The organism is Alcaligenes sp. WGS1538 (assembly GCF_043187505.1).
GTDB lineage: Bacteria > Pseudomonadota > Gammaproteobacteria > Burkholderiales > Burkholderiaceae_B > Alcaligenes.
In genome coordinates, this window is sequence record NZ_CP171109.1 from 980,601 (window position 1) to 1,002,781 (window position 22,181).

The window sequence follows — 22,181 nt, forward strand, 5'->3', positions numbered from 1 at the left end:
TCAATCCTGAACCTGGGGCAGCGCTTGCTGTCCAATCCAGACGGCCGGACCCGCCGGCGGCAAGCCCGCCGCCCAGCTAGCCAGGCGGGCCGGCCGCTTGCCCGGAATCAGGATTGCCATGGATTCACTCATACAGACAATTACCGTCTACGCCTTGCCGGTCATTTTCGGCATCACCCTGCATGAAGCCGCGCACGGTTACGTGGCGCGCATGTTCGGCGATCCCACCGCCATGCTGGCCGGCCGCATCAGCCTCAATCCCTTGCGCCACATCGACCCGGTGGGCACCATCGTGGTGCCCCTGGTGCTGCTGCTGAGCAGTTCGCTGATGGGCATGGGCGGCATCCTGTTCGGCTGGGCCAAGCCGGTGCCGGTCGACTGGGGACGCCTGCGCAACCCCAAGCGCGACATGCTGTGGGTGGCCCTGGCCGGGCCGGGCTCCAATCTGCTCATGGCCATCCTGTGGGTGTTCTATGCTCACCTGATGGTGGCGATCGGGCAGGGCGACAGCGCGTTCTGGATGGGCATGGCCATCGCCGGCGTACAGGTCAATCTGGTGCTGATGGCCCTGAATCTCCTGCCTCTGCCGCCCCTGGACGGCGGGCGGGTGGTCTTCAGCCTGTTGCCCGATCGACTCGCCTATCCATATTCGCGCATCGAGCCCTACGGGATGATCATCCTGATCGTGCTGATGTTCACCGGCGTGCTCTGGACCCTGATGCGCCCCTTGATCGCGCTGGGCGAGGGCGTGTTGAAATGGTTCTTATGATTTGACCGCTTATCCGTTAAACTTGTAGGTCAATATTTTTTCGGCTGTTGCGCCTTAAATCCGGAGATTCTTCTCATCATGGCAAGTTCGGACTCTGCTATTTCCAACCTTCAGGGCAGTATGGTTGCCCTTGTCACACCCATGGATCCCGATGGGGGTCTGGATTTTGCCGCCTACCGAAAACTGATCGACTGGCACATCCAGGAAGGAACCAATGTGCTGGTGGTCGTGGGCACCTCGGGCGAATCGCCCACCGTGTCCGTGGATGAGCATGCCGAACTGATCAAGGTGGCCGTCGAGCACGCCGCCGGCCGCATTCCGGTCGTGGCCGGCGTGGGCGGCAACTCCACCCGCGAAGCCATCGAACTGTCCCGCCATGCGCTGGAAGTGGGCGCGGACGCCGGCCTGTCCGTCGTGCCTTACTACAATCGTCCCACCCAGGAAGGCCTGTACCAGCATTTCCGCAGCATCGCCGAGGCGGTGGAACTGCCCCAGCTGCTGTACAACGTGCCCGGCCGCACCGTGGCCGACCTGAGCAACGCCACCGTGCTGCGCCTGGCCCAGATTCCCAACATCATCGGCATCAAGGACGCCACCGGCGACCTGGCGCGCGGCGGCCTGCTGCTGCGCGACGCGCCCGAGGACTTCCTGGTCATCAGCGGGGACGACCCGACCGCCGCCTCCTACATCCTGCTGGGCGCGCGCGGCAATATTTCGGTCACCGCCAACGTGGCGCCGCGCCTGATGAGCCAGCTGTGCCGCGCCGCGCTGGACATGGACGTGCCCACCGTGCGCCGTCTCAATGCCCAGCTGGCCGAGCTGAACAAGAACTTGTTCGTCGAGGCCAATCCCATTCCCGTGAAATGGGCGGTTGCAGAAATGGGCCTTACTCAGCTCGGTTATCGTTTACCATTGACGCCGTTGAGCCAGCAGTACCATGATTTATTGCGCCAATCCTTGAAAGTTGCGGATCTGATTTCATGATAGTTAAGCCAGCTAGTAAGAGCCTGATCGGCTTGTCCTTGAGCCTGTTGGTCCTGTCGGGGTGTTCCTCCGTGGACCAGATCCTGGGCAAGGAGGAGTCCATTGACTACAAGAGCACCGTGGCGGGCGATCCCCTGAGCATTCCTCCGGATCTGACCCAGGCCAATCGCGATGCCCACTACCGCGCCCCGGAAGGCGTCACCTCCTATTCCCAGTACGCGCAGGGCCGCAGCGCCCAGCAGGCCACCGGCGGCGCCGACCAGGTCCTGCCGCAGGCCGCGGGCATCCAGGTCATGCGCGACGGCGATCTGCGCTGGCTGGTCATCGACCGTCCCGTGGACCAGATCTTCCCTCGCATCGTGGATTTCTGGGGCGAGCAGGGCTTCACCATCCAGTCCCAGGATCCGCGCGCCGGCCTGATCCAGACCGACTGGGCCGAGAACCGCGCCAAGATCCCCGAAAGCTGGATCCGCAGCGCCCTGGGCTCCATCATCGACCAGGTGTTCGACAGCGGCGAACGGGATCGCTTCCGCACTCGCATCGAGCGCGTGGGCAACAAGACCGAAGTCTACGTCTCGCACCAGCACATGGAAGAGACGCCCACCGCCGACGGTTCCGCCTTCAAATGGGTTTACGCCAAGGAAGATCCGGGCCTGAACGCCGCCATGCTGGCCCGCATGATGGTGTTCCTGGGGTCGGACATCGATTCCGCCCGCGAGCAGGTCGCCAACGCTTCCAAGGATCCGTCGGCCGCTCAGGTGCAGACGCTGGACGCCGCCGGCCAGGCCGAGCTGTTGCTGAACGAGTCCTTCGACCGGGCATGGCGCCGGGTCGGGGTGGCCATCGATTCGGCCGGCTTCTCCGTCGAGGATCGGGACCGTTCCGCCGGCGAGTTCTTCATCCGCTATCTGGACTCCGATACCGGCGAGAAGATCGAGCAGCAGAACATCATCGGCCGCATCTTCGGCAGCCGCAATACCGCCGAAGCCGTGCCGCTGCGCATCAAGCTGACGGGCCAGGGCAACGCCACGCGCGTGACCGTGCTGGACCAGAACGGCCAGGAGCAGACCACGCCCACGGCCAAGCGCATCATCAACGTGCTCTCGAGCAATATGCGCCCCGGCAATTGAAGCATGTACGCCGGCCGCCAAGGCCGGACGGCAGAACCCTGGCTCCCGTAGCCAGGGTTTTTTTTTTTGAGTTCTTCGAAGAATTCCGGGGATTCCTCCGTGTTTGGCGAGCTGTTTGGGCCAAGCAGAAAGAACCTGGGGTTCTCGCGAAGCAGGCCGGGGCGGGCCGGCTTGGCTGGGTCCTTCGCCCGCGCTGCGCGCGGGTTCCCTGGTCAGGATGCTGGGGCGGGCGGGGCGTGAACTCGCAGGGTGATTCGTCCACTGGACGAATCACCAGCGCCCTGCTCGAGCAGCACGCCCCTTGCCTCCCGCCCCAGCACCCCGCCTGCGGCGAAGGCCCTGACTCGCCCGCCGGCCCGCCCCGGCCTGCCTCGCGAGAACGGCGCCGCTGTTTTGGCCCAAACGGCGAGACGTCCGCGCAAAAGCCGCACAACGTATCAACCATCCGCTGAGTTTTCTGCTTGGTATGGATATTTAGGGCCGGGTCGATGCCATCGGCATTTTGAGCCGTTCAAGGCGCAGGAAGATCGGACGGGGCGGGTCGGATGACTTGCCGCAGGCGGGGTGCAAGCGTCGTTCTGTTCGACGGCGGCGCTTGTTGCTCGCCTGGGAGGCGAGCAACCCGCCGGAGTTAACGACGCGCCCGGCCAAGCGCCCCGACCAGGGCACCGGCGCGGCGCGCCGGCAAGCCGTCAGCGCCGTCCGATCTTCCTGCGCCTTGAACGGCGTCTTCAAAAAACCAGTTCGGCATCGACTTGGCAACCCAGTCCCCGGAATTCTTCGAAGAACCTTTTTTCGCCCGCGACAACTGGACTTTCAGTAACGATGAAAAGATAATAAGAACTATTATCGTTTGATCGTTGTGCGAGGTGTTCTCATGCTGGAACGCTACTACCGTGGATTGTTGAATTTCTGCACGCGCCTGGCTCATGGCGAAGCTGCGGCGGCCGGCGCGGGGCAGGATGCTTCCGTCCGCATGCTGGCCGTGATCCGCTCCTTGCCGCGCCGCCGGCGCGAGGCCTTCGTGCTGCATCGATTCGAAGGGCTCTCCCATGCGCAGATCGCCCTGCGCATGAATACATCGCGGCGCATGGTGCGGGAGCATGTACGCATGGCCATGCTGGCGTGCCGCCAGAGCCAATGGGCGCAGCCCCGGCCCGGTGCGGGCCATCAGAGTCCCATGCGCCGTGGCTGAGCAGCATGACGACGAGCGCGTCAGGCGCATCGACGCACAAGCGCTGGAATGGCTGCTGAAACTGAACAATGACGCCGACGCCCGCAGCGAATCAGCTTTCCGGGCCTGGCTGCATATCGACCCCGATCATGAAGCCGCCTACGCGCGCTGGCGCCGGGAGTGGGAAGCCCTGGAGGGCATCAGCGCCGAACAACGGCTTGCCCTGCGTCCGCAGCCTGCCGGCAAAAATGCGGCGCCTTGCGGATGGCTGCGACGCGTGCAGGATGTCTGCGCCGACTTCTGGCTGGCGCATCCTGCCCGGCGCCTGGCGCTGGGCGGGGCCCTGTGCCTGCTGGCGGGGCTGTTCATTCTGGGGGGATTGGGGCGCTACCTGGGCTAGCGAGGATGCGGCGTCCCGCGTTCAGCCCGCCCAGGGATGGCTCAGATGTCCGGCTGCCTGGCGGATGCGCTCGTCCAGGTCCGGCGCGTTCAGGCGCGGTATGACGCCCAGGCAGGGGCCGGGCAGATAGTCGCGCAGGCTTTGCAAATTGGCTTGCGCGTGCAGCAGGTCCGCATCGATCTGGTTGCCAACCCAGCCCAGCAGGCGCAGGCCGGCGGCGCGTATGGCCCGGGCGCTGAGCAGGGCGTGGTTGAGCGCGCCCAGGCGCAAGCCCACTATCAGGATCACCGGAAGATTCAGGGCTTGCGCCAGGTCGGCGCCGGTCCGGCCCGCGCCCAGCGGCACCATGAAGCCGCCCACGCCTTCCACCACCATGTAGTCGGCCTGCTCGCGCAGCGCCTGGAAATTCGCCTGGATACGCCGCGGGTCCAGGGTCACGCCGTCCCGGGCCGCCAGAATGTGCGGCGCCGCCGCCTGCTGGAACAGGTAGGGCGTGAGCAGGTCGGGGTCGCCCCGCACGCTGGAGTGCCGGGCCAGGGCCTGCACGTCTTCATTGTGCAGGCGTCCCGCTATCCATTCGGCGCCGGAAGCGATGGGCTTCATGCCCAGGCTGCGTGCGCCCTGGCCGGCCAGCAGGCGAAGCAGGGCGGCGCTGACCAGGGTCTTGCCGATCTCGGTGTCCGTGCCTGTCACGAAGCAGGCGTTCATGCGTACTCCTTCAGCAGCGCGTGCAGTCCCGACAGCAGGTGATCGGTCTCGGCTTGCTGCCACAGGTAGCCCGGCATCACATAGACGGTGTCGGCGATGGGGCGCAGCAGCAGGCCCTGCTGCATGGCAGACCGGTAGAAACGGCGGGCAAAGCCCAGGTGGTCGCAGCGCGCCGGGCCGGCGTCCAGCTCGAAAGCCCAGATCATTCCGCAGCGGCGCAGATGGCGCATGCCGGGGTGGCGGGCGGCCAGATCCTGCAGGCCCTGGTCCAGCCTGGCGCCCAGGGCGGCCTGCAATTCAAAGACGGGCAGACGACGGAACAGCTCCAGCGTGGCCAGGGCGGCCCGGCAGGCCAATGGGTTGCCGGAATAGGAGTGCGAGTGCAGGAAGCCACGGCGCAGGTCGGCATGGTAGAAGCCCTGGTAGAGCGCATGGCTGGACAGCACCACGGACAAGGGCAGCGTGCCGCCCGTGATGCCCTTGGACAGGCACAGCAGGTCCGGCCAGATGCCGGCCTGCTCGCAGGCGAAGAAGGTGCCGGTGCGCCCGCAGCCCACGGCGATCTCGTCCAGGATCAGGTGAACCTGGTGGCGATCGCACAGCGCGCGCACGCCGCTCAGATAGGCGGGCGCATGCATGGCCATGCCGCCGGCGCACTGCACCAGGGGCTCCAGGATGACGGCGGCGATGTCGGCGTGGCTGGCCAGTACGTCTGCCAGGGAGTCCAGCGCGGCCTGGGTGACGGCTTCATGCCCGTCCGGGTGCGGCGTCTGGCGCAGGTCCGGACTGGCCGCGGTATAAGCCGTCGCCAGCTGTTCGCCATAGTGTTCCCGAAAGAGCGGCACATCCGTCACGGCCAGCGCGCCCAGGGTTTCGCCGTGGTAGCCCTGCCGTATGCCGACGAAGCGGTGTTTGCGGCTCTGGCCTTGATTGCGCCAGTACTGGACGCTGAGCTTCAGGGCGACTTCCACGGCGGAGGCGCCGTCGCTGCCGTAGAAGGCGTGTCCCAGCTGGTTGCCGGTCAGTGCGGCCAGCTGTTCGGACAACTGCACCACGGGTTCGTGCGTCAGGCCGCAGAGCATGACGTGGTCCAGCGTATGCAGCTGGTCCGCCACCGCCTGCACGATATGCGGGTGGCTGTGGCCGAAGAGGTTCACCCACCAGGAGCTGATGGCGTCCAGGTAGGGCTTGCCGTCCTGGTCATGCAGCCAGGCGCCCTGGGCGCGGGCGATGGCCGGCAGCGGCACGCCCTGGTCATGGTGCTGCATCTGCGTGCAGGGGTGCCAGACGGCGTCCAGGCTGCGGCGCGACAGGGAAGGGAGTTCGATCTTGCTCATGGCGTTCCGATAGGCAGGAGAGGTGATGGGCCGCCTGGCGCAGACAGTCTGCCAGGCGCAGGATGTCGTCGTCGCCGTGGGCGGCCGACAGGGATATGCGCAGGCGCGCCTGACCGCGCGGCACCGTGGGCGGGCGGATGGCCGGGACCCAGACGCCCTGGCCGGCCAGGTATTCGGACAGGATCAGGGCCGTGCGGGCGTCGCCCAGCATCAGTCTTTGCACGGGCGTGTCGGACGGGGGCAGCGGCCAGGGCAGGTCCTGCGACTGTTCGCGCAGCCGCCGGACATGGTTCTGCAGTCTGGCGCGCTGCGGCGCGGCGCGCGTGATCAGGGGCAGGCAGGCGCGCAGCGCGGCGCAATGCGCGGGCGCCAGCCCTGTGCTGTAGACATAGCTGCGGGCGCGCTGGGTCAGCCATTCCGCCAGGATTGCATCGCCGGCGACGAAGGCGCCGCCCAGGCCCGCGGCCTTGCCGAACGTGCCCAGGTAGACCAGTCTGCGCCGCTGCGTCTCCGTCAGCGCGAAATGTTCCGGGGCGCCCCGGCCGGTGTCGCCCAGCACGCCCAGGCCGTGGGCGTCGTCCAGGTACAGCACGGCGTCATGGCGCTCGCACAGCGCCAGCAGCCGGTCCACCGGAGCCAGCGTGCCGTCCATGCTGAAGACGCTGTCCGAGATCACCAGCTTCAGCCCGGAATGGGGGCGTGAGAGCAACGCGTCCAGCCGCTCCAGGTCCAGATGCGGATATACGCGCAGGCGGGCGCCGGACAGGCGGCTGCCGTCGATCAGGCTGGCGTGGTTCAGGCGGTCGCAGTAAATCGTGTCGCCCGGCCCGGCCAGGGCCGGGATCACGCCCAGGCTGGCCTGGTAGCCGCTGACGAACAGGCGCGCGGCCTGAAAACCGCTCCAGGCGGCCAGCTCCTGTTCCAGCGCCTGGGCTTCGGGGTGATGGCCGCAGACCAGGGGCGAAGCGGTCGCGCCGGCGGCGGCGTTCGCCAGGGCGGGCGCCAGGTCGGGGTGCAGGCTCAAGCCCAGGTAGTCATTGCCGGCGAAGCTCAGCAGCGTCCGGCCGTTGCGCTCCAGCCGCCCGTGGGGCAAAGGGCGGCAGAGCGCGCGGCGGCGCAGCAGGTCCCGGTCCTGCAGGGCGGCCAGGCCGAGCCGCAGGCGCGCTTGCAGCGCGCTCATGCCGCCATGGCCTGTCGTACGGGCAGGGATTCCCAGCCCCGGTAGGCAGGCAGGCCGAGCCGGCGGCCCCGGCCTGCAATCAGCGTGGGCAGCAGCGGCAGCAGGGCGTGCAGCGCCAGCCTGGCTTCCATTTGCACCAGGCCGGCGCCCAGGCAACGGTGTATGCCGTGTCCCAGCGACAATTCGGCCTGGTCCGGACGGTCGAAATCCAGCCGCTGCGGATCGGGAAAGACCGATGGGTCGCGGTTGGCGGCGCCCAGCAGCAGGACCAGCAGTTGCCCTTTGCGCAGGGCCTGTCCGTGCCAGCGGCAATCCTGTCCGAGTCGTCGGGCCGTGTACTGGACCGGGCTGTCATGGCGCAGGAATTCCCTGACGGCTGCGGGTATGCGCTCGGGGCGGCGGATCAGGTCCTGGCGCAGCGCGTCCTGTTCGATCAGGGTGAGCAGCATATTGCCGAGCAGGTGCCGGGATGTCTCGTAGCCGGCGAACAGCAGCATGCAGCATTGGGCAAGGCGCTCCTGCCGGCCTAGCAGGGAGAGGCTGTCGTCATGGAGCAGACGCCAGGCCAGGCCGTCTTGGGCGATATGGCGGGGCGATTGCAGGCAGTCCGCCATGTCCAGCAGCGCCTCCTGCGTGTCGCGCAACAGCACGGCATCGGGGGTGGGCTGGCCGATGAAGCGCGCCAGCCGCATCGCCCAGTCCTGGAACAGCGCGACCGGCAATTCACGCAGGCCGAGCAGGTCCATCATCACCAGGGCCGGCAGGGGCCGGCAGACGTCGCGCATCAGGTCGGCGCATCCAGCGCGCAGATTGTTCTGCAGATGCTGCGCCGCTTCCCGGCAGCGGGCCCGGATGACGGGTTCCAGGGTGCGCAAGGCGTCGGGGGCGAAGGCGGCGTTCAACACGCGCCGGACCCGGGTGTGGCGCGGACGGTCCAGAAAGACCAGCGTCCTGGCCATCAGACCTTTGAAAGCCTGCAGGCGTGGAGAGGGCGGCAGAGCGGACCTGGCCACCCAGCCGCCGATGCGGCGCGCGCTCAGGTCCGGGTCACGCAGCGCCTGCTGCACGTCGGCGTGCCGATGGAGCAGCCAGGCTCCGCCGCAGAAATCATGACTCCAGATCAAGGGCGGCCCCTGGCGCAAACGGGCGTAGAACGCATAAGGATCAGCAACAAACTCCGCGCCGAACACGGCAAGCCTCCTGGGAAACCAAAGCCAGCGCAGGCTAGCATGCGGTCGCCGAAACAACAGCCGGCAAGCTGTATCCATTAATTGTTTGTGCTTATTTAGAACGACGTAGCCAGAAGTAGATGAAAAAAGCCTGAAATAGCCTTGGTTTGAGTATCCGGTTTTTACAAATCCATGCCGGGTATCGGATCGCCCAGGGCGCCTTGCCCGCTCACATTTCGAGAGGGGACGGCGATCCTTGCGGCCTGGTTTCAGTGATTTGCCCGGCTCCCGGTTCGGCGCCGTTCATGCTGTGCCGGACCGGGAGAGGGCGCTGGGCGGGCGGAAGGTCAGGCCAGCAGCGCATTGCGCCCCGCCAGCCGGGCGCGGTTCTGCATGTACAGCAGCTCGGAGTATTCCGAGTAGGGAGCGACCTTGCCCAGGAAGGCTTGCAGGCTGTCGCGGATCTCGCGAGCCTGGGGATCGGCGCCGTAGGTCTTGCCCAGTACGTCCCGGGAGATGTCATGCAGGCGCTGCAGCACGTCGGCGGGCAGCAGGCGGGCCTGCACGCCGTGCTTGTCGCGCAGCTCTTCGAAGGCCGCGCCGTTCCTGGCGGTCATCTCGTTGAGCATCACGCTGTTGGCGTAATAGGCGCCCACCTTGAGCATCTCCTGGTGTTCGGGGCGGAGCTGTTCCCACGCCTCCAGGTTGATGATCAGGTCGAACAAGCCTTCAGGTTCATGCCAGCCCGGGAAATAGTAGTTCTTGGCCACGCGCTGGATGCCCAGGGAGCTGTCCACATAGGGTCCGGTCAGCTCGCAGGCGTCCACCGCGCCCGACTGCATGGCCTGCAGCAATTCGCCGGTGGGCATGCCGACCACGGCCACGCCGCATTCGGCCAGGATCTGGCCGGCCAGTCCGGTGACGCGGAATTTCAGCCCCTTGAGGTCGTCCAGCGAGCGGATTTCATTGCGGAACCAGCCCATGGGCTGGGTGCCGCAGTTGCCCAGCGGCAGGAACTTGGCGCCGAAGCGGCCGTAGAGTTTGTCCAGCAGTTCCTGGCCGCCGCCGAACTGCAGCCAGGCGTTCTTTTCCTGGGCAGTGGTGCCGAAGGGCATGCTCATGGCCAGGTTCATGGCGATGGACTTTCCGGCCCAGTAGCTGGGGTAGCCGTGGCCGCAGTCCAGGGTGCCGTCCAGCACGGCATCGAAAGTCTGCATCGCGGGCACGACTTCGCCGGCGCCGAAATAGTCGATCTGGAATTCGCCCTGGCTGGCCGTGTTCACGAAGTTGGCCAGCGCGATCACGGGCGTGGTGTAGCCGGGAGCGGTCTTGGTCCAGGCCATGCCCATGCGCCAGCGTACCTTGCCTTTGGCGAAGGCGGGCGCCTGGCGGCCGGTCAGAATGCCGGCCAGGCCGGCGGTGACGCCGGTCTTGAGCAGCAGGCGTCGAGCGGGAACGATGTGGGTCATGTTTGTCTCCTGTCGTTATGGGTAGGGATGACTTCGTGTGTTCAGTAAAGGATCGAGGGCAGCCACAGCACCAGCGGCGGAAAGATCAGCAGGGCGGTGATGGCGGCCACCTGCAGCGAGATGTAGGGCATGACGCCCCGATAGGCCGTGGCGGCCGTGATGTCCTTGTAGACGCCCTGCAGGTAGAACACGGCAAAGCCGAAGGGCGGGGACAGGTAGCTGGTCTGCAGCGTGACGGCCAGCAGCACGCCGAACATCAGTGGATCCACGCCCAGCGCGATCAGGGGCGGGCCGAAGATGGGGATCACGATGAAGATGATCTCGAAGGAGTCCAGGAAAAATCCCAGCACGAAGACGATGGCCAGCACCAGGACCAGCGCGCCCAGCGTGTCCCCGGGAGCCTGGGACAGCAGGTGGTGCGCCAGCTGTTCGCCGCCCAGCCCCTTGAAGACCAGCGAGAAGATGGCGGCCCCTATCATGATGGTGTAGACCATGGCGACCAGATGGCCGGTGGCCAGGCAGGCCTGGCGGACCATGGACCAGTTCAGCGCCCGGCAGCCCCAGGCCATCAGGGTCGCGCCGGCCGCGCCCACGGCCGCCGACTCCGTGGGCGTGGCGATGCCGGCCAGGATGGAGCCGAGTACGGCCACGATCAGGGCAAGGGGAGCGAGCGCCTGCGTCAGTATCTGGCGGATGCTGACGGGTTCGCGTCCGGCGCCGGGCAGGGGCGGGCAGGTCTTGGGCTGGAAGATCGCCTTGTACAGCACATAGAGCAGGAACAGGCCCACCAGCAGAGCGCTGGGCACGACGGCGCCCGCGAACAGGTCGCTGACCGTGACCGGGCCGCCGACCCGGCCCGGCGGGGTGACGCCGCGCAGCATGTCCCCGATCAGGATCAGCACGGTGGAAGGCGGGATCAGTTGCGACAGCGTGCCCGAGGCGCAGATGGAGCCTGCCATGAAGGAGGGCTGATAGCCGGCGCGGCGCATGGCCGGCACGCTGATCATGGCCAGGGTGGCCACCGTGGCGGCCACCATGCCGGTCGCGGCCGACAGCAGGGTGCCCACGGCCACGACCGTGAAGGCCAGGCCGCCGCTCAGGGAGCCGAACAGGCGCGACGCGGTTTCCAGCAGCCGCTCGGCAGTCTTGGACTTTTCCAGCATGATGCCCATGAAGATGAACAGCGGGATGGCCACGAGCATCTCGTTGCTCATGATGCCGTAGATGCGGCCCATGACTCCGCCCATGGTGCGCCACTGGAAGACGTCCAGGGCGCTGCCCAGCAGGCCGAAGGCGATCGCCACGCCCGAGAGCGTGAAGGCCACGGGAAAGCCGAACATCATCACGCCCATGACGCTGGCGAACATCAGGATGCACAACAGTTCGTTCAGGCTCATGGCTGTGCTCCTGCGGCGGGTTCACGACTGTCCAGCAGCGCGGCCAGCGAGCTCAGCAGCAAGGACAGGCCCTGGATGAAAAGCAGGGCGCAGAAGACGTAGATCAGGCTTTTGTGGACATAGGCGAAGGGCAGGCCGCCCGTGTTGGGCGAAGCCTCCAGAAACTGCCAGGATCGGGAGATCGGCTTGATGCTGGTCAGCGTGATGACCAGCAGCGTGGGCCAGAGCAGCAGCACGACGCCCAGCGCATTGACCAGGGCCTGGCGCCGCCGGCGCATGCGGGAATAGAAAAGCTCGACGCGCACGTGCCTGTCGTGCAGCAGGGCGCTGCCGGACAGGCCGATGAAGAACAGGCTGGTCAGCCAGACATAGCTGTCCTGCAGCCAGATCAGGCCTATGCCGAACAGGTAGCGCAGCACCACGACAGTGAAGGCGATGGCCAGGATGAGCAGCATGGACAGGCTGACGAGCCGGCCGATGCGCTCGTTGAGCGCATCGAGCCAGGCACGGAATGTAATCATTTTTTTGCCCCCGGAAATTATGGTCGTGCGTCTTTCTGCGAAGACGCGTTGCGGCCGCCGCCCCGCAGGGCGGCGGTCGGGCCGTGCTTAAACGGCGGTGGATTCGTCTTCCAGCGCGCGGCGCGTCTTCAGGTTGAAACGGCCGTCATAGATGGGCGGCTGGCGCGTGCTGGGGCCCATGTACTGCACGTACAGGATCTCTCCTTCTTCGAGCGTGGTCAGTTCGTGCTCGTAGTGAGGGTCGGGGTGAAAGACCATGGTGCCCTCGCCATAGACCTTGCCGTCGATCTGGAATTTGCCGCTGAGCACGTACCAGATCTGGGCGAAGTAATGGTTGTGCAGCGGATGACCCGAACCTTTGGCGTAGTGGACGACGCCGGCGTTGGGAATGGTGGCGTCCTGCGCAGTGGGGTGGAACATCATCTTGGTGCGCTGGCCTTCGTAGCGCAGATTCTCCCAGTCCAGCTGGTCGCGGTGCTTGACCTGCATGGGCTGGTGCTTTTCTGTCAGGGGGCCGCCTCGGCCGCCGGGGTTGATGATTTTGGCGGCGGTGATGGTGTCGATGTCGCTCATTGCAAACTCCATTCAGGATGCTATAGTTTAAAAACGGGATCCCATTAACGGTAAAAGGGATTCTAAATAGAAAAAACAGGCACGACAGCCGGAATTACCCTATGATGATTTCGGCCCTGGCCGCCTTGTCTTCGGACATGGCAGCCGGCGCGCTGCGGCGCGCGGGCCGGCCGCGTCCGCTCCAGCGGCGGACTTGTATTGTTTGTTCAGCCCAAAGGCCGCAGCCCGGCCGCATCCACCATGAGATCGTCGATTGAAGTAGCCGAGGAAATCCAGCGGCGCATCCAGTCTGGCCGTTATCTGCCCGGCGACCCTTTGAGCCAGTACGAGCTGGCGGAAGAATTCAACATCAGCCGCACGCCGGTGCGCGAGGCCTTGCGCCTGCTGGAGGCCAGGCACGTCATCGCCTTGAGCAGCAGCGGACGCGCCATGGTGGCCGTTCCTTCCGTGCGCAGCATCCGCGAAACCTTCCAGATTCGCGCCGAACTGGAGGGCCTGGCGGCCCAGCTGGCGGTGGACTGGCTGCAGGATTCGGACCTGGAGAGCCTGCGCCGGCACCAGGATCTGTACGCCCAGACGCTGCGCGGACGCATCCAGGGGGAAAGCGGCTCGCAATGGCGCAGCCACAACCAGGATTTCCACATGCTGATCGCGCAGGCCAGCCATAACGGCCGCCTGCACGACCTGGTTCAGGAGCTGCAGGGCGGGGGCGTGGCCAGCGTGCTGAGCTTTGCCTCCAAGATGCCGCCGCGCCTGATGGAGGACAACATCCAGCAGCACGAGGACATCATCCAGGCCCTGGCCGCCCGCAACGGGCCGGCGGCCAGGGAAGCCATGGCGGAGCATGTGCTGCAGACCATGCGCCTGGTGATCGACTGGATGGAAGCGGACTGAACGGCGCGTTCCATATGCCGCAAGGGGCGTGCGCCCGCCGCAGGGGCGGACGCGGGCCAGCATCAGGAGGCGGATGCCTTGGTGGCGTCCAGATGGCGGCGCAGGTTCTGGATCAGGGCGCCGGCCGCCTGCAGGGCCTGTTCGGCGGTCTTGCCGCGCAATGTCTCCAGCAGCCACGACCCCACGATGACGGCGTCGGACATCTGGGCGACGGCTTGCGCCGTGGCGGCGTCGCGGATGCCGAAGCCGACCCCGAGAGGCAGGCTGATGTGGCGGCGGGCGCGCCGCAGGGTGTGCCGCACCTGGTCCAGGTCCAGGCTGCGGACGCCCGTGACGCCTTTGACCGAAACACAATAGGCATAGCCGCTGGCGCGCTCGGCAATGAGCCGTATGCGTTCGTCGGAGGTGGCGGGCGTCAGCAGCAGGATCATGTCCATGCCGTGGCGCTGCAGCTCCCGGGAAAGTTCGGCGGACACTTCAAGCGGATAATCCACGACCAGCACCCCGTCCACGCCGGCCCGGTCGGCGTCGGCGGCAAAGGCGCCCGCCCTGGCGTGCTGGTCGTATTGTTCGATCGGATTGGCGTAGCCCATCAGCACCACGGGCGTGCGCTGGTCCCGGCGACGGAATTCTTCCACGATGGCCAGCACTTGCGGCAGATTCATGCCATTGGCCAATGATTGTTCGTTGGCCTCCTGGATGGCGGGGCCGTCCGCGGAAGGATCCGAGAAAGGCATGCCCAGTTCGATGACGTCGGCGCCGGCCTGCACCATGGCGTGCATCAGGGCCGGCGTGACGCCGGGGCAGGGATAGGCGGGCGTGATGTAGGGAATCAGCGCCTTGCGGCCGTCGCGCCGCAAGGCCTGGAAGGTATCGTGGAGCCGGCTCATGAGGACTCTCCCGGAGGGGCTGACTGCGCCATGACGGTGTCCATGTCCTTGTCGCCGCGCCCGGACAGATTGACGAGAATGGCCTGGTCCCGGGACATGCCTGCCGCCAGCTCGAAGGCATGGGCCAGGGCATGGCTGGCTTCCAGGGCCGGGATGATGCCTTCCACGCGGCTGAGCCGGTGGAACGCGTCCAGCGCCTGGCGGTCCGTGGCGCCCACGTATTCGGCGCGGCCCAGTTCGTGCAGCCAGGCGTGTTCGGGGCCTACGCCGGGGTAGTCCAGCCCGGCGCTGATGCTGTGGGTGTCCAGCACCTGGCCGTGCCTGTCCTGGAGGATGAGCGAGCGGTTGCCGTGCAGGACGCCGGGGCGGCCGCGCTGCACCGAGGCCGAATGCTTGCCGCTGTCCAGGCCCAGGCCGGCGGCTTCCACGCCGATCAGGCGTACGTCGGAATGGTCTATGTAGGGATGGAAGATGCCTATGGCGTTGCTGCCGCCGCCCACGCAGGCGACTACGGCGTCCGGGTGCCGCTTGTCCATGCCCAGGCGCTGGAAGAGTTCGGGCAGCTGTTCCAGGCATTCGCGTCCGATGACGGTCTGGAAGTCCCGCACCATGGTCGGGTAGGGGTGCATGCCCGCCACCGAGCCGATCAGGTAGAAGGTGGTGTCCACATTGCCGACCCAGTCGCGGATGGCCTCGTTCATGGCGTCCTTGAGCGTGCGGCTGCCGCTGGTCACGGGCGCGACCGTGGCGCCCAGCAGATGCATGCGCTGCACATTGGGGCTTTGCCGCTGCATGTCTTCGGACCCCATGTAGATGACGCATTCCAGGCCGGCGCGCGCGCAGATGGTGGCCACGGCCACGCCGTGCTGGCCGGCGCCCGTCTCGGCGATGATGCGGCGCTTGCCCATGCGCTGCGCCAGCAGGGCCTGGCCGATGACGTTGTTGATCTTGTGCGCGCCGGTGTGGTTGAGGTCCTCGCGCTTGAGCAGCAGGCGGGCGCCGCCGATCTCCTCGCTGAGGCGGCGCGCATAGTAGACGGGCGAGGGGCGTCCGACGTAGTCGGCCAGGTCCTGGCGGAACTCGCGCAGGAAGTCTGGGTCGTCGCGGTAGCGGATATAGGCGTGGTTCAGTTGTTCGACCGCCTGCACCAGGGTTTCGCTGATGAAGCAGCCGCCGAACCGGCCGAAGAAGCCTTGGGCGTCGGGTTGGGCGTAGCTGGAACGGGTGTTCATGATCGTATTCCTGGCCGGAGGCCCGGCATGGGTGCTGCTGCGTCCGGCACGGCCGGGCGCAGCGGGTCGTGCTAGTTGGCGGCTGGTTTTTCGGCCAGGGGTTCGGCGGCCAGGCCGGCGGCGGGCGCGGCCTTGCGCCGCGGCATCCTGCCGTTGAGCGCAAGGTAGGCCAGCAGGCCGATCAGCAGGCCCCAGAATGCGCCGCCTATGCCGAACAGGGTGATGTTGGCGGCCGAGGCCAGGAAGGTGATCAGGGCGGCTTCACGGGTTTTGGAGTCGCCCATGGCGCCAGCCAGGCTGCCGCCTATGGTGCCCAGCAGGGCCAGGCCCGCCAGCGTGGTGATGAAGGTCTTGGGAAAGGCCATGAAGACCGCTGCCAGGGTGACGCCGAACACGCCGATCAGGATGTAGAAGACGCCCGCCGCGATTCCGGCGATCCACCGCTTGGACGGGTCTTCGTGGGCTTCGGGGCCGGTGCAGATGGCGGCGGTGATGGCGGCCACGTTCATGGCGTGCGAGCCGAACGGGGCCATGAGCAGCGAACCCAGGCTGGTGACCGTGACGATGGGGTTGGCGCTGGTGCGAAAGCCGTCGTTGCGCAGCACCAGCATGCCGGGCATGTACTGGCCTGTCAGGGTGATGAGGAACAAGGGCAGGGCCACGCTGAGCAGGGCGTTCAGCGAGAACACGGGCATGGTGAAGACGGGCGTGGCCAGCTGGAGCTGCAGGCCGCTGAAGTCCACCCGGTTCTGCAGCACCAGAAAGCCCAGGCCCAGGACCAGGATGCCGACCACGGCGTAGCGGGCCGTGAAGCGCTTGAGGATGATGTAGGCCACGATGAGCAGGCCGGCCAGGATGGGATCCACGCTCATGCCGCCGAAGGCGCCGATGCCGAACTGCAGCAGGATGCCGGCCAGCAGGCCGGAGGCGATGCCGGCCGGAATCAGGCGTATGACCCGTTCGAAGCAGCCTGACAGGCCCAGCGCCACGAAGGCCGCGGCGGAGATGATGTAGGCGCCGATCGCTTCCGCATAGGGCGTGCTGGCCAGCGCCGTGACCAGGAAGGCGGCCGCGGGCGTGGACCAGGCGGTGATGATGGGTTCGCGCGAGATCCAGCTGAGGAGCAGGCCGGTCACGCCCACGCCGATGGACACCGACCAGACCCAGGAAGCCGTCAGTTCGGGGCTGAGTCCGGCCACCTGGGCTGCCTGGAAGACCAGGATGAAGGTGCCGCCGTAGTTGACGATGACGGAGATCAGGCCGGCCACGACGGGGTGGGTCAGGTCGCTGAGCAGGATGGCTGAAGATGGTTTGGACGTGGACATGGTGTTGCAGGACTCCCCAGGGGGTGCGCGTTGGATAGAAGCCAAAAGGCTTTTATAGCGCCTGATTGGCCTACCTGGACGGTACGCTTGCGGAGTTTGAGGCAGACCACTTTTGAAAATGGGAAAAGTGGTCTAGCAGGCATGTAAAAAATGGATTGAATATTGCTAGTTTTATTGCTTTATAAACTTCATGCCGCTGGTCCTACGGATTTTCCAGAAGGCGTTTTTATATTCAAGCCCTTGAGGAGATGGAGATGATAGTCGTTCTGTTCGAATTGCAGGCCATGCCGGGCCAGAACCAGAATTATGTGGATCTGGTCAACAAGCTCACGCCCTTGCTCAAGCCCATCGAGGGGTTCATTTCGGTGGAGTGCTTCCAGAGCGCGGCCAATCCCGAAAAGGTCATGTCCGTGACCACCTGGCGCGACGAAGAGGCGGTGGTTCAGTGGCGCAATGTCGACGCCCACCTGGCGGCGCAGAAGGCGGGACGCGACCGCATCTTCAAGGACTACCGGGTGCGCGTGATGTCCGTCATCCGCGACTATGGCCTGCACCAGCGCGAACAGGCGCCGTCGGACAGCCTGCTGGGCCAGGCCTGAGCGTGAAAGCCGGCCGATATGTCTCGAATCGCGCCGACGCCTGACGGCGGGAAATGAATACCGGCTGGCCTGTCGAGCCAGCCGGTATTCATTCCTTTCAGCTTTTCTTGTTTAATGTGTGATGATGTGGTTATTGGCGGCAAGTGCCATTATCGAAAAAATACGAATTACCGTTTCGGATAGATAAAAAAATAAAGCCGATCGGAATCGGCTTCAAGTAAACAAGAAAGAAAACGCCTCAGAGAGGATGGAACTGCAGCCAGCCGTCATCCAGCCAGGCGTTCAGCATGTCCAGCGCATCCTCGTCCAAGTCCTGGAAGGCGGCGCTGCCCACCTTGATCTCCCGCTCATCCGCAAGCAGGCGCAATGAACGGCCGGCAGGGCAGGGAGCCACTTCGCCATTGATGTACAGTTCCTCGCCGCGATACATCATGCGGGTGCAGCGATCCAGCGCCAGCCGGCCGGCGGGCAGCTCCGGATCGTGCAGGTCCACGGGATCCTCGGCGATGTCGAACCAGGAATTGGCCGGCAGCTCCGTCAGCCATACGCCCAAAAAGCGCGAGGCCAGCGCCTCGTCAAAGCGCACCGCGTTCAAGGCGTCCAGCGTCTTCTGCACCAGATTCTCGGGAAGGGCGGCCGGGGTGCGCGTCGCGCCCGCGCCCGGGTCGGTGTAGCGGGCCTGCAGGTCGGGCATGGGCAGCGGAGGATCGGAATACAGGCCGTAGCCGTCGCCGCTGGCGGCGGCCAGCTGATCGGAGGCGGCGTCCATCAGGCCGCGCGCCAGCGTGGCCAGCGTGGGCGAGCGGAAACCGATGGAGATGGTCATGCAGTCGCCCAGCGCGATGCCGTCGTGCGCCACGTGCGGGGGCAGGTACAGCATGTCGCCCGGTTCCAGGATGAATTCTTCCTCGGCCTGGAAGTTGCGCAATATCTTCAGCGGCAGCTCGGGCACCAGGCTCAGGTCCTTTTGCTGGCTGATGCGCCAGTGGCGCCGGCCGTGGGCCTGCAGCAGGAAGACGTCGTAGCTGTCGAAATGCGGTCCCACGCCGCCGCCGTCCGAGGCGATGCTGATCATGGCATCGTCCAGGCGGGCGTCGGCGATGAAGCGGAACTGGCGCATCAGGGCGGCGGTGGCGTCGTCGTGCAGGTCCACGCTTTGGGCCAGGGCCGTCCAGTTGGGCTGGGAGGCGGGAGGCAGTTCCTCGAAGGGACCGGTTTCCATGTGCCAGCCGTCCTCGTCGTGCCTGATCAGGCGCGACTCGACTTCTTCGCGCGTCACCAGTTCGCGGATGTTGGCGATGCTCAGCGAAGGCTTGAAGTTGGGGATGGCGCGGCGGATCAGCAATGGCTTGCGCTGCCAGTAGATCTGCATGAATTCATGCGCGCTGATGCCGCCCAGGAGGGCCAGTGGCTGGTCGATGTTCATGGGCTGCCCGAACAAGAAATGAGTCAGCCGTAAGCTTAACTGATCCGCGGGCTGGGAGCCCGCGGATCAGGGGTGTAAAAAACGGCGCGGGCCGGCCCGGCGGGGGTGCACGCCCGCCGGGCATGGCTGGACCGCGCCGTCCGCCATGACTGCTTGGGGCAGTTCAGCGGTTAACCACGTGGCGAGGCAGGGTCAGGGTCAGCAGTCCGGCCAGCAGCAGGCAGACGGCGAACATGATCAGTCCGGCCTGCGAGGATTGGGTCAGATCCTTGAGCACGCCCATCAGATATGTGGCCGCGATGCCGCCCAAGGTGGACATGGAGGCGATCAGCGCAATGCCGGCGGCGGCGGCGCGGCCCTTCAGGAAGGTGGGCGGTATGCACCAGAACACCGGGAAGGTGGCCATCAGCGCCAGGTTGGCGATGGAGAACAGCAGCACGGTGACGACGGGGTCATGGCTGTAGAGCGGGCTCAGGCCTATGCCGGCCGCGGCGACGAAGGCGGGCACGGCGATGTGCCAGCGGCGTTCCCGGCGCCGGTCCGAGCTCATGCCGTTCAGGACCAGGGCCGCGACGGCCAGGGCGCTGGACAGACCGGTCATCAGGCCGATGTGCAGGTCACTGTGCACGCCCGATTCCTTGATCAGGGTGGGCAGCCAGAAGTTCAGCCCGTACACGGCCAGCATCAGCAAGGTGTCGATGACGCCCAGCAGCCAGACGCGCAGGCTGGCAAAGGCCTCGCGCACCGAGGTGTGCGTCTGGGCCAGTTCGTCGTGCTCCAGCTCGTCGGCCAGAATGCGTTTTTCGTCAGTGCTCAGCCATTTCGCGCTCTGGATCCCGTTGGGCAGGCAGGCCAGCACGGCCACGCCCAGCACGACGGACGGGATGGCTTCCAGCAGGAACAGCCATTGCCAGCCCGGCATGCCGTGCACGCCGGAAAAAGCCGTCAGGATCCAGCCCGACAGGGGGCCGCCTATCATGCTGGACAAGGGGATGCCCAGCAGGAAGAACGCCATGATCTTGCCGCGCCGGAACGTGGGATACCAGAAGGTGATGTAGAGCATGACGCCGGGGTAGAAGCCGGCTTCGGCGATGCCCAGCAGAAAGCGCAGGATGTAGAACTGCGTGGGCGTGGTGACGAACATCATGCAGGCGGAGATGGCGCCCCAGGTGATCATGATGCGGGCGATCCAGGCGCGCGCGCCCACGCGCTGCAGGATCAGGTTGCTGGGCACTTCGAACAGCATGTAGCCGATGAAGAACAGGCCTGCGCCCAGGCCGTAGACCGTTTCGCTGAAGCCCAGGTCGGCCTGCATCTGCATCTTGGCAAAGCCGATGTTGATCTTGTCGAGGTAGGCCGCGACATAGCAGATGCAGAGCAGGGGAATCAGGCGCCAGGTGACTTTGGCGTACAGGGCGGCGTTGTCGTCTTGCGGCACGGCCAGGGCCGGATTCAGGGCGTTTTCCAGGGATTGGGACATGGCGCGCTCCTTACGACGGGCGCCGCATCGGCGCGGCGGCCGGCAAGGCGCGAAAACGGCGTTTGCCCGAACTCCCCCCGGAGTTCTGCAAACGGGTGCATCTGGCTTGTGTAGGCACGTGTGTCTCCTCAAGTGCTTGATCCTGTTTTAGTAGCGTGCACCTTTATTTTTTTCGTCTTTTACAGCGTGTTTTTTTACCTGCATGAAATTTTCTTAAGCCATGCGAGGCCGCTGTTTGCGAAGTTCATGAAGATTAATTTAATTGAGTAAACACTAAAATTAGGGTTTTTACCCGAGCCGGTGTCTTTGTAAATAAACTTTGTATACGCTATATTTCGCCATTCCGTCGCGCAGCTCTCGCGCGATCGGGAGAGGCGCGGCCGCTGGCTTTCGCCTCGACAACAGGGAGCGCACTACACAAAGGAAAAGAATGAAGACATTGGAAAAAACAGGGTGTTGGGGACTGGTTCTGATGGTGTGCGGCGCGCTGGCGTCGGCGCCGGCCCTGGCGCAGGGCGACTCCTCGGTCCGGCTGTACGGGACGGTGGACGCCTGGGCGGGCAGCAGCAAGCCCATCGGCGCGGCCGGCAGCAGCGGCACGGTGGGCAGCGGCGGCTGGCAGACCTCCTACTGGGGGCTGGGCGGCAGCGAGGACCTGGGCCAGGGCTGGCGCGCCGTGTTCGCGCTGGAGTCCTTCATGCGGGTCAACACCGGCCAGGCGGGCCGCTACGACAGCGACGACTTCTTCTCGCGCAGCGCCTATGTGGGGCTGGAGAGCGACTGGGGCCGGCTGACCGTGGGCCGCAACACCACGCCGTATTTCGTGTCCGTCGTCGGCACCAACCCGTTCGGCGGCTCCTTCGGTTTCGGCCCGTCCATCTATCACAGCTATGGCGGCAACGGCGCCGTTGCCGCGCCGCTGCTGGGTGATTCGAGCTGGAGCAATTCCGTGGCCTACGCGTCGCCCAAAGTAGGGGGCTTCAAGCTCAATGTGCTGTATGGGCGCGGCAATCCGGGCGCCGGCGGCGACTGGAGCGAGGAGTCCGGCGCCTACAAGTGGGGCGGCAGCCTGTCGTATGACCAGGGGCCGCTGACCGCCACCGTGGCTCTGCAGCAATTGAACTTTTCACGCTACTCGGGCGATCTGGCCGGGCGCCAGGACAAGCAGCGCGCCGTGCTGGCGGGCCTGGCCTATGATTTCGGTCCTGTGAAGCTGTACGGCCAGTTCCAGCAGATCGACAACCGCGGCGGTCCCTTGCAGAACCTGCGCGTGCGCGGCGGCCAGGCCGGCGCTGCGATCCCGGTGCGCGGCCAGGATCGGGTTCTGCTGTCTTACGCCTATTCGCGCAGCACCGGGCGCAGCGAGGAAAAGCGCAACACCTGGGCTCTGGGTTATGAGATGGGCCTGTCCAAGCGCACGCAGCTGTACGCCAGCTATTTCTCCGACCGGGTGGATGTGGTCGGGCGCGGCCACAGCGTCGGCGTGGGCATGCGCCACACCTTCTAGCGCAGTGCATGCCCCTG

General features: G+C 65.9%; 22 protein-coding genes. 8 read left to right on the plus strand and 14 right to left on the minus strand.

All coding sequences use genetic code 11. From position 1 onward, the window contains the following. Positions 1 to 118: 118 nt before the first annotated feature. The 3 genes from ACF3ND_RS04570 (at position 119) to bamC (ending at position 2,883) form a co-directional block, all read left to right on the plus strand. Positions 119 to 769 carry a site-2 protease family protein gene (locus tag ACF3ND_RS04570; protein WP_394064678.1) on the plus strand — a complete coding sequence of 217 codons (651 nt, stop codon included), beginning with the start codon at positions 119 to 121 and terminating at the stop codon, positions 767 to 769. A 78-nt stretch (positions 770 to 847) separates the two neighbouring features. Continuing rightward, positions 848 to 1,753, plus strand: coding sequence for a 4-hydroxy-tetrahydrodipicolinate synthase (gene dapA, locus ACF3ND_RS04575; protein ID WP_394064679.1), 906 nt, complete (start codon positions 848 to 850; stop codon positions 1,751 to 1,753). Next, a complete protein-coding gene (gene bamC / locus ACF3ND_RS04580; RefSeq protein WP_394064681.1) occupies positions 1,750 to 2,883 on the plus strand; it encodes an outer membrane protein assembly factor BamC in 1,134 nt (377 codons plus the stop codon). The genes dapA and bamC overlap by 4 nt, the downstream gene beginning before the upstream one ends. 631 nt (positions 2,884 to 3,514) lie before the next feature. Here bamC and ACF3ND_RS04585 read toward each other — a convergent pair. After that, on the minus strand, positions 3,515 to 3,814 hold the full coding sequence (locus ACF3ND_RS04585; RefSeq protein WP_394064683.1) for a hypothetical protein: 300 nt from the start codon (positions 3,812 to 3,814) through the stop codon (positions 3,515 to 3,517). 45 nt (positions 3,815 to 3,859) lie between these two features. On the opposite strand from ACF3ND_RS04585, the gene ACF3ND_RS04590 reads away from it, so the two are divergent. Both ACF3ND_RS04590 and ACF3ND_RS04595 read left to right on the plus strand, forming a co-directional pair. Beyond that, complete coding sequence (locus ACF3ND_RS04590) at positions 3,860 to 4,078, plus strand: sigma factor-like helix-turn-helix DNA-binding protein (RefSeq protein ID WP_394064685.1); 219 nt, start codon at positions 3,860 to 3,862, stop codon at positions 4,076 to 4,078. Then, positions 4,071 to 4,457 (plus strand): FecR/PupR family sigma factor regulator, encoded by a 387-nt coding sequence (locus ACF3ND_RS04595; RefSeq protein ID WP_394064687.1) that lies wholly within the window; start codon positions 4,071 to 4,073, stop codon positions 4,455 to 4,457. The genes ACF3ND_RS04590 and ACF3ND_RS04595 overlap by 8 nt, the downstream gene beginning before the upstream one ends. A gap of 21 nt (positions 4,458 to 4,478) precedes the next feature. Here the strand turns inward: ACF3ND_RS04595 and bioD are convergent, their stop codons facing one another. From bioD to ACF3ND_RS04635, 8 genes are all read right to left on the minus strand, one after another. Next, entirely contained in the window at positions 4,479 to 5,165 is a 687-nt protein-coding gene (bioD, locus tag ACF3ND_RS04600; protein ID WP_394064689.1) for a dethiobiotin synthase, read from the minus strand. Next, positions 5,162 to 6,502 carry an adenosylmethionine--8-amino-7-oxononanoate transaminase gene (gene bioA, locus ACF3ND_RS04605; protein ID WP_394064691.1) on the minus strand — a complete coding sequence of 447 codons (1,341 nt, stop codon included), beginning with the start codon at positions 6,500 to 6,502 and terminating at the stop codon, positions 5,162 to 5,164. The genes bioD and bioA overlap by 4 nt, the downstream gene beginning before the upstream one ends. Then, positions 6,420 to 7,682 carry an aminotransferase class I/II-fold pyridoxal phosphate-dependent enzyme gene (locus tag ACF3ND_RS04610; RefSeq protein WP_394064693.1) on the minus strand — a complete coding sequence of 421 codons (1,263 nt, stop codon included), beginning with the start codon at positions 7,680 to 7,682 and terminating at the stop codon, positions 6,420 to 6,422. Before ACF3ND_RS04610 ends, bioA begins: the two co-directional genes overlap by 83 nt. Then, positions 7,679 to 8,806, minus strand: a complete 1,128-nt coding sequence (locus ACF3ND_RS04615; protein ID WP_394064695.1) for a cytochrome P450 — start codon at positions 8,804 to 8,806, stop codon at positions 7,679 to 7,681. The genes ACF3ND_RS04610 and ACF3ND_RS04615 overlap by 4 nt, the downstream gene beginning before the upstream one ends. Before the next feature lie 392 nt (positions 8,807 to 9,198). Beyond that, positions 9,199 to 10,320, minus strand: a complete 1,122-nt coding sequence (locus ACF3ND_RS04620) for a TRAP transporter substrate-binding protein (protein WP_394064697.1) — start codon at positions 10,318 to 10,320, stop codon at positions 9,199 to 9,201. Positions 10,321 to 10,361: 41 nt separating this feature from the next. Next, on the minus strand, positions 10,362 to 11,717 hold the full coding sequence (locus ACF3ND_RS04625; RefSeq protein WP_394064699.1) for a TRAP transporter large permease subunit: 1,356 nt from the start codon (positions 11,715 to 11,717) through the stop codon (positions 10,362 to 10,364). Further along, a complete protein-coding gene (locus ACF3ND_RS04630; protein ID WP_394064701.1) occupies positions 11,714 to 12,238 on the minus strand; it encodes a TRAP transporter small permease subunit in 525 nt (174 codons plus the stop codon). Before ACF3ND_RS04630 ends, ACF3ND_RS04625 begins: the two co-directional genes overlap by 4 nt. Positions 12,239 to 12,325: 87 nt before the next feature. Then, positions 12,326 to 12,811 (minus strand): cupin domain-containing protein, encoded by a 486-nt coding sequence (locus tag ACF3ND_RS04635; protein ID WP_394064703.1) that lies wholly within the window; start codon positions 12,809 to 12,811, stop codon positions 12,326 to 12,328. Positions 12,812 to 13,051: 240 nt separating this feature from the next. On the opposite strand from ACF3ND_RS04635, the gene ACF3ND_RS04640 reads away from it, so the two are divergent. Further along, entirely contained in the window at positions 13,052 to 13,705 is a 654-nt protein-coding gene (locus tag ACF3ND_RS04640; RefSeq protein WP_394064705.1) for a GntR family transcriptional regulator, read from the plus strand. A 62-nt stretch (positions 13,706 to 13,767) separates the two neighbouring features. Here the strand turns inward: ACF3ND_RS04640 and trpA are convergent, their stop codons facing one another. The 3 genes from trpA to ACF3ND_RS04655 form a co-directional block, all read right to left on the minus strand. Beyond that, the gene (trpA, locus tag ACF3ND_RS04645; RefSeq protein WP_394064707.1) at positions 13,768 to 14,595 is read right to left on the minus strand and encodes a tryptophan synthase subunit alpha; all 828 of its coding nucleotides are present in this window, start codon (positions 14,593 to 14,595) and stop codon (positions 13,768 to 13,770) included. Beyond that, positions 14,592 to 15,827 carry a tryptophan synthase subunit beta gene (gene trpB / locus ACF3ND_RS04650; RefSeq protein ID WP_394064709.1) on the minus strand — a complete coding sequence of 412 codons (1,236 nt, stop codon included), beginning with the start codon at positions 15,825 to 15,827 and terminating at the stop codon, positions 14,592 to 14,594. Before trpB ends, trpA begins: the two co-directional genes overlap by 4 nt. A 71-nt stretch (positions 15,828 to 15,898) precedes the next feature. Next, positions 15,899 to 17,152 carry a benzoate/H(+) symporter BenE family transporter gene (locus tag ACF3ND_RS04655; RefSeq protein WP_394064711.1) on the minus strand — a complete coding sequence of 418 codons (1,254 nt, stop codon included), beginning with the start codon at positions 17,150 to 17,152 and terminating at the stop codon, positions 15,899 to 15,901. Between the two features lie 254 nt (positions 17,153 to 17,406). Here ACF3ND_RS04655 and ACF3ND_RS04660 point away from each other — a divergent pair, with 254 nt between their 5' ends. After that, positions 17,407 to 17,751, plus strand: a complete 345-nt coding sequence (locus ACF3ND_RS04660; protein ID WP_394064713.1) for an antibiotic biosynthesis monooxygenase family protein — start codon at positions 17,407 to 17,409, stop codon at positions 17,749 to 17,751. A 238-nt stretch (positions 17,752 to 17,989) separates the two neighbouring features. On the opposite strand, the gene ACF3ND_RS04665 is transcribed toward ACF3ND_RS04660, so the two are convergent. Together ACF3ND_RS04665 and ACF3ND_RS04670 are read right to left on the minus strand one after the other, a co-directional pair. Next, positions 17,990 to 19,177: a JmjC domain-containing protein gene (locus tag ACF3ND_RS04665; RefSeq protein ID WP_394064715.1), complete on the minus strand. Its 1,188-nt coding sequence runs from the start codon at positions 19,175 to 19,177 to the stop codon at positions 17,990 to 17,992. A gap of 163 nt (positions 19,178 to 19,340) precedes the next feature. After that, complete coding sequence (locus ACF3ND_RS04670) at positions 19,341 to 20,657, minus strand: MFS transporter (RefSeq protein WP_394064717.1); 1,317 nt, start codon at positions 20,655 to 20,657, stop codon at positions 19,341 to 19,343. Between the two features lie 430 nt (positions 20,658 to 21,087). Between ACF3ND_RS04670 and ACF3ND_RS04675 the strand changes: the two genes are divergently transcribed. Continuing rightward, positions 21,088 to 22,164 (plus strand): porin, encoded by a 1,077-nt coding sequence (locus tag ACF3ND_RS04675; protein WP_394064719.1) that lies wholly within the window; start codon positions 21,088 to 21,090, stop codon positions 22,162 to 22,164. The last annotated feature ends 17 nt before the right edge of the window (positions 22,165 to 22,181 follow it).

What these genes read in the sequence shown, in the direction of transcription:
- ACF3ND_RS04570 (WP_394064678.1), top strand. Translation starts at nt 119, where the DNA reads ATGGATTCACTCATACAGACAATTACCGTCTACGCCTTGCCGGTCATT.
- dapA (WP_394064679.1), top strand. Translation starts at nt 848, where the DNA reads ATGGCAAGTTCGGACTCTGCTATTTCCAACCTTCAGGGCAGTATGGTT.
- bamC (WP_394064681.1), top strand. Translation starts at nt 1,750, where the DNA reads ATGATAGTTAAGCCAGCTAGTAAGAGCCTGATCGGCTTGTCCTTGAGC.
- ACF3ND_RS04585 (WP_394064683.1), bottom strand. Translation starts at nt 3,814, where the DNA reads ATGAGCCAGGCGCGTGCAGAAATTCAACAATCCACGGTAGTAGCGTTC.
- ACF3ND_RS04590 (WP_394064685.1), top strand. Translation starts at nt 3,860, where the DNA reads ATGCTGGCCGTGATCCGCTCCTTGCCGCGCCGCCGGCGCGAGGCCTTC.
- bioD (WP_394064689.1), bottom strand. Translation starts at nt 5,165, where the DNA reads ATGAACGCCTGCTTCGTGACAGGCACGGACACCGAGATCGGCAAGACC.
- bioA (WP_394064691.1), bottom strand. Translation starts at nt 6,502, where the DNA reads ATGAGCAAGATCGAACTCCCTTCCCTGTCGCGCCGCAGCCTGGACGCC.
- ACF3ND_RS04610 (WP_394064693.1), bottom strand. Translation starts at nt 7,682, where the DNA reads ATGAGCGCGCTGCAAGCGCGCCTGCGGCTCGGCCTGGCCGCCCTGCAG.
- ACF3ND_RS04620 (WP_394064697.1), bottom strand. Translation starts at nt 10,320, where the DNA reads ATGACCCACATCGTTCCCGCTCGACGCCTGCTGCTCAAGACCGGCGTC.
- ACF3ND_RS04625 (WP_394064699.1), bottom strand. Translation starts at nt 11,717, where the DNA reads ATGAGCCTGAACGAACTGTTGTGCATCCTGATGTTCGCCAGCGTCATG.
- ACF3ND_RS04630 (WP_394064701.1), bottom strand. Translation starts at nt 12,238, where the DNA reads ATGATTACATTCCGTGCCTGGCTCGATGCGCTCAACGAGCGCATCGGC.
- ACF3ND_RS04635 (WP_394064703.1), bottom strand. Translation starts at nt 12,811, where the DNA reads ATGAGCGACATCGACACCATCACCGCCGCCAAAATCATCAACCCCGGC.
- ACF3ND_RS04640 (WP_394064705.1), top strand. Translation starts at nt 13,052, where the DNA reads ATGAGATCGTCGATTGAAGTAGCCGAGGAAATCCAGCGGCGCATCCAG.
- trpA (WP_394064707.1), bottom strand. Translation starts at nt 14,595, where the DNA reads ATGAGCCGGCTCCACGATACCTTCCAGGCCTTGCGGCGCGACGGCCGC.
- trpB (WP_394064709.1), bottom strand. Translation starts at nt 15,827, where the DNA reads ATGAACACCCGTTCCAGCTACGCCCAACCCGACGCCCAAGGCTTCTTC.
- ACF3ND_RS04655 (WP_394064711.1), bottom strand. Translation starts at nt 17,152, where the DNA reads ATGTCCACGTCCAAACCATCTTCAGCCATCCTGCTCAGCGACCTGACC.
- ACF3ND_RS04660 (WP_394064713.1), top strand. Translation starts at nt 17,407, where the DNA reads ATGATAGTCGTTCTGTTCGAATTGCAGGCCATGCCGGGCCAGAACCAG.
- ACF3ND_RS04665 (WP_394064715.1), bottom strand. Translation starts at nt 19,177, where the DNA reads ATGAACATCGACCAGCCACTGGCCCTCCTGGGCGGCATCAGCGCGCAT.
- ACF3ND_RS04670 (WP_394064717.1), bottom strand. Translation starts at nt 20,657, where the DNA reads ATGTCCCAATCCCTGGAAAACGCCCTGAATCCGGCCCTGGCCGTGCCG.
- ACF3ND_RS04675 (WP_394064719.1), top strand. Translation starts at nt 21,088, where the DNA reads ATGAAGACATTGGAAAAAACAGGGTGTTGGGGACTGGTTCTGATGGTG.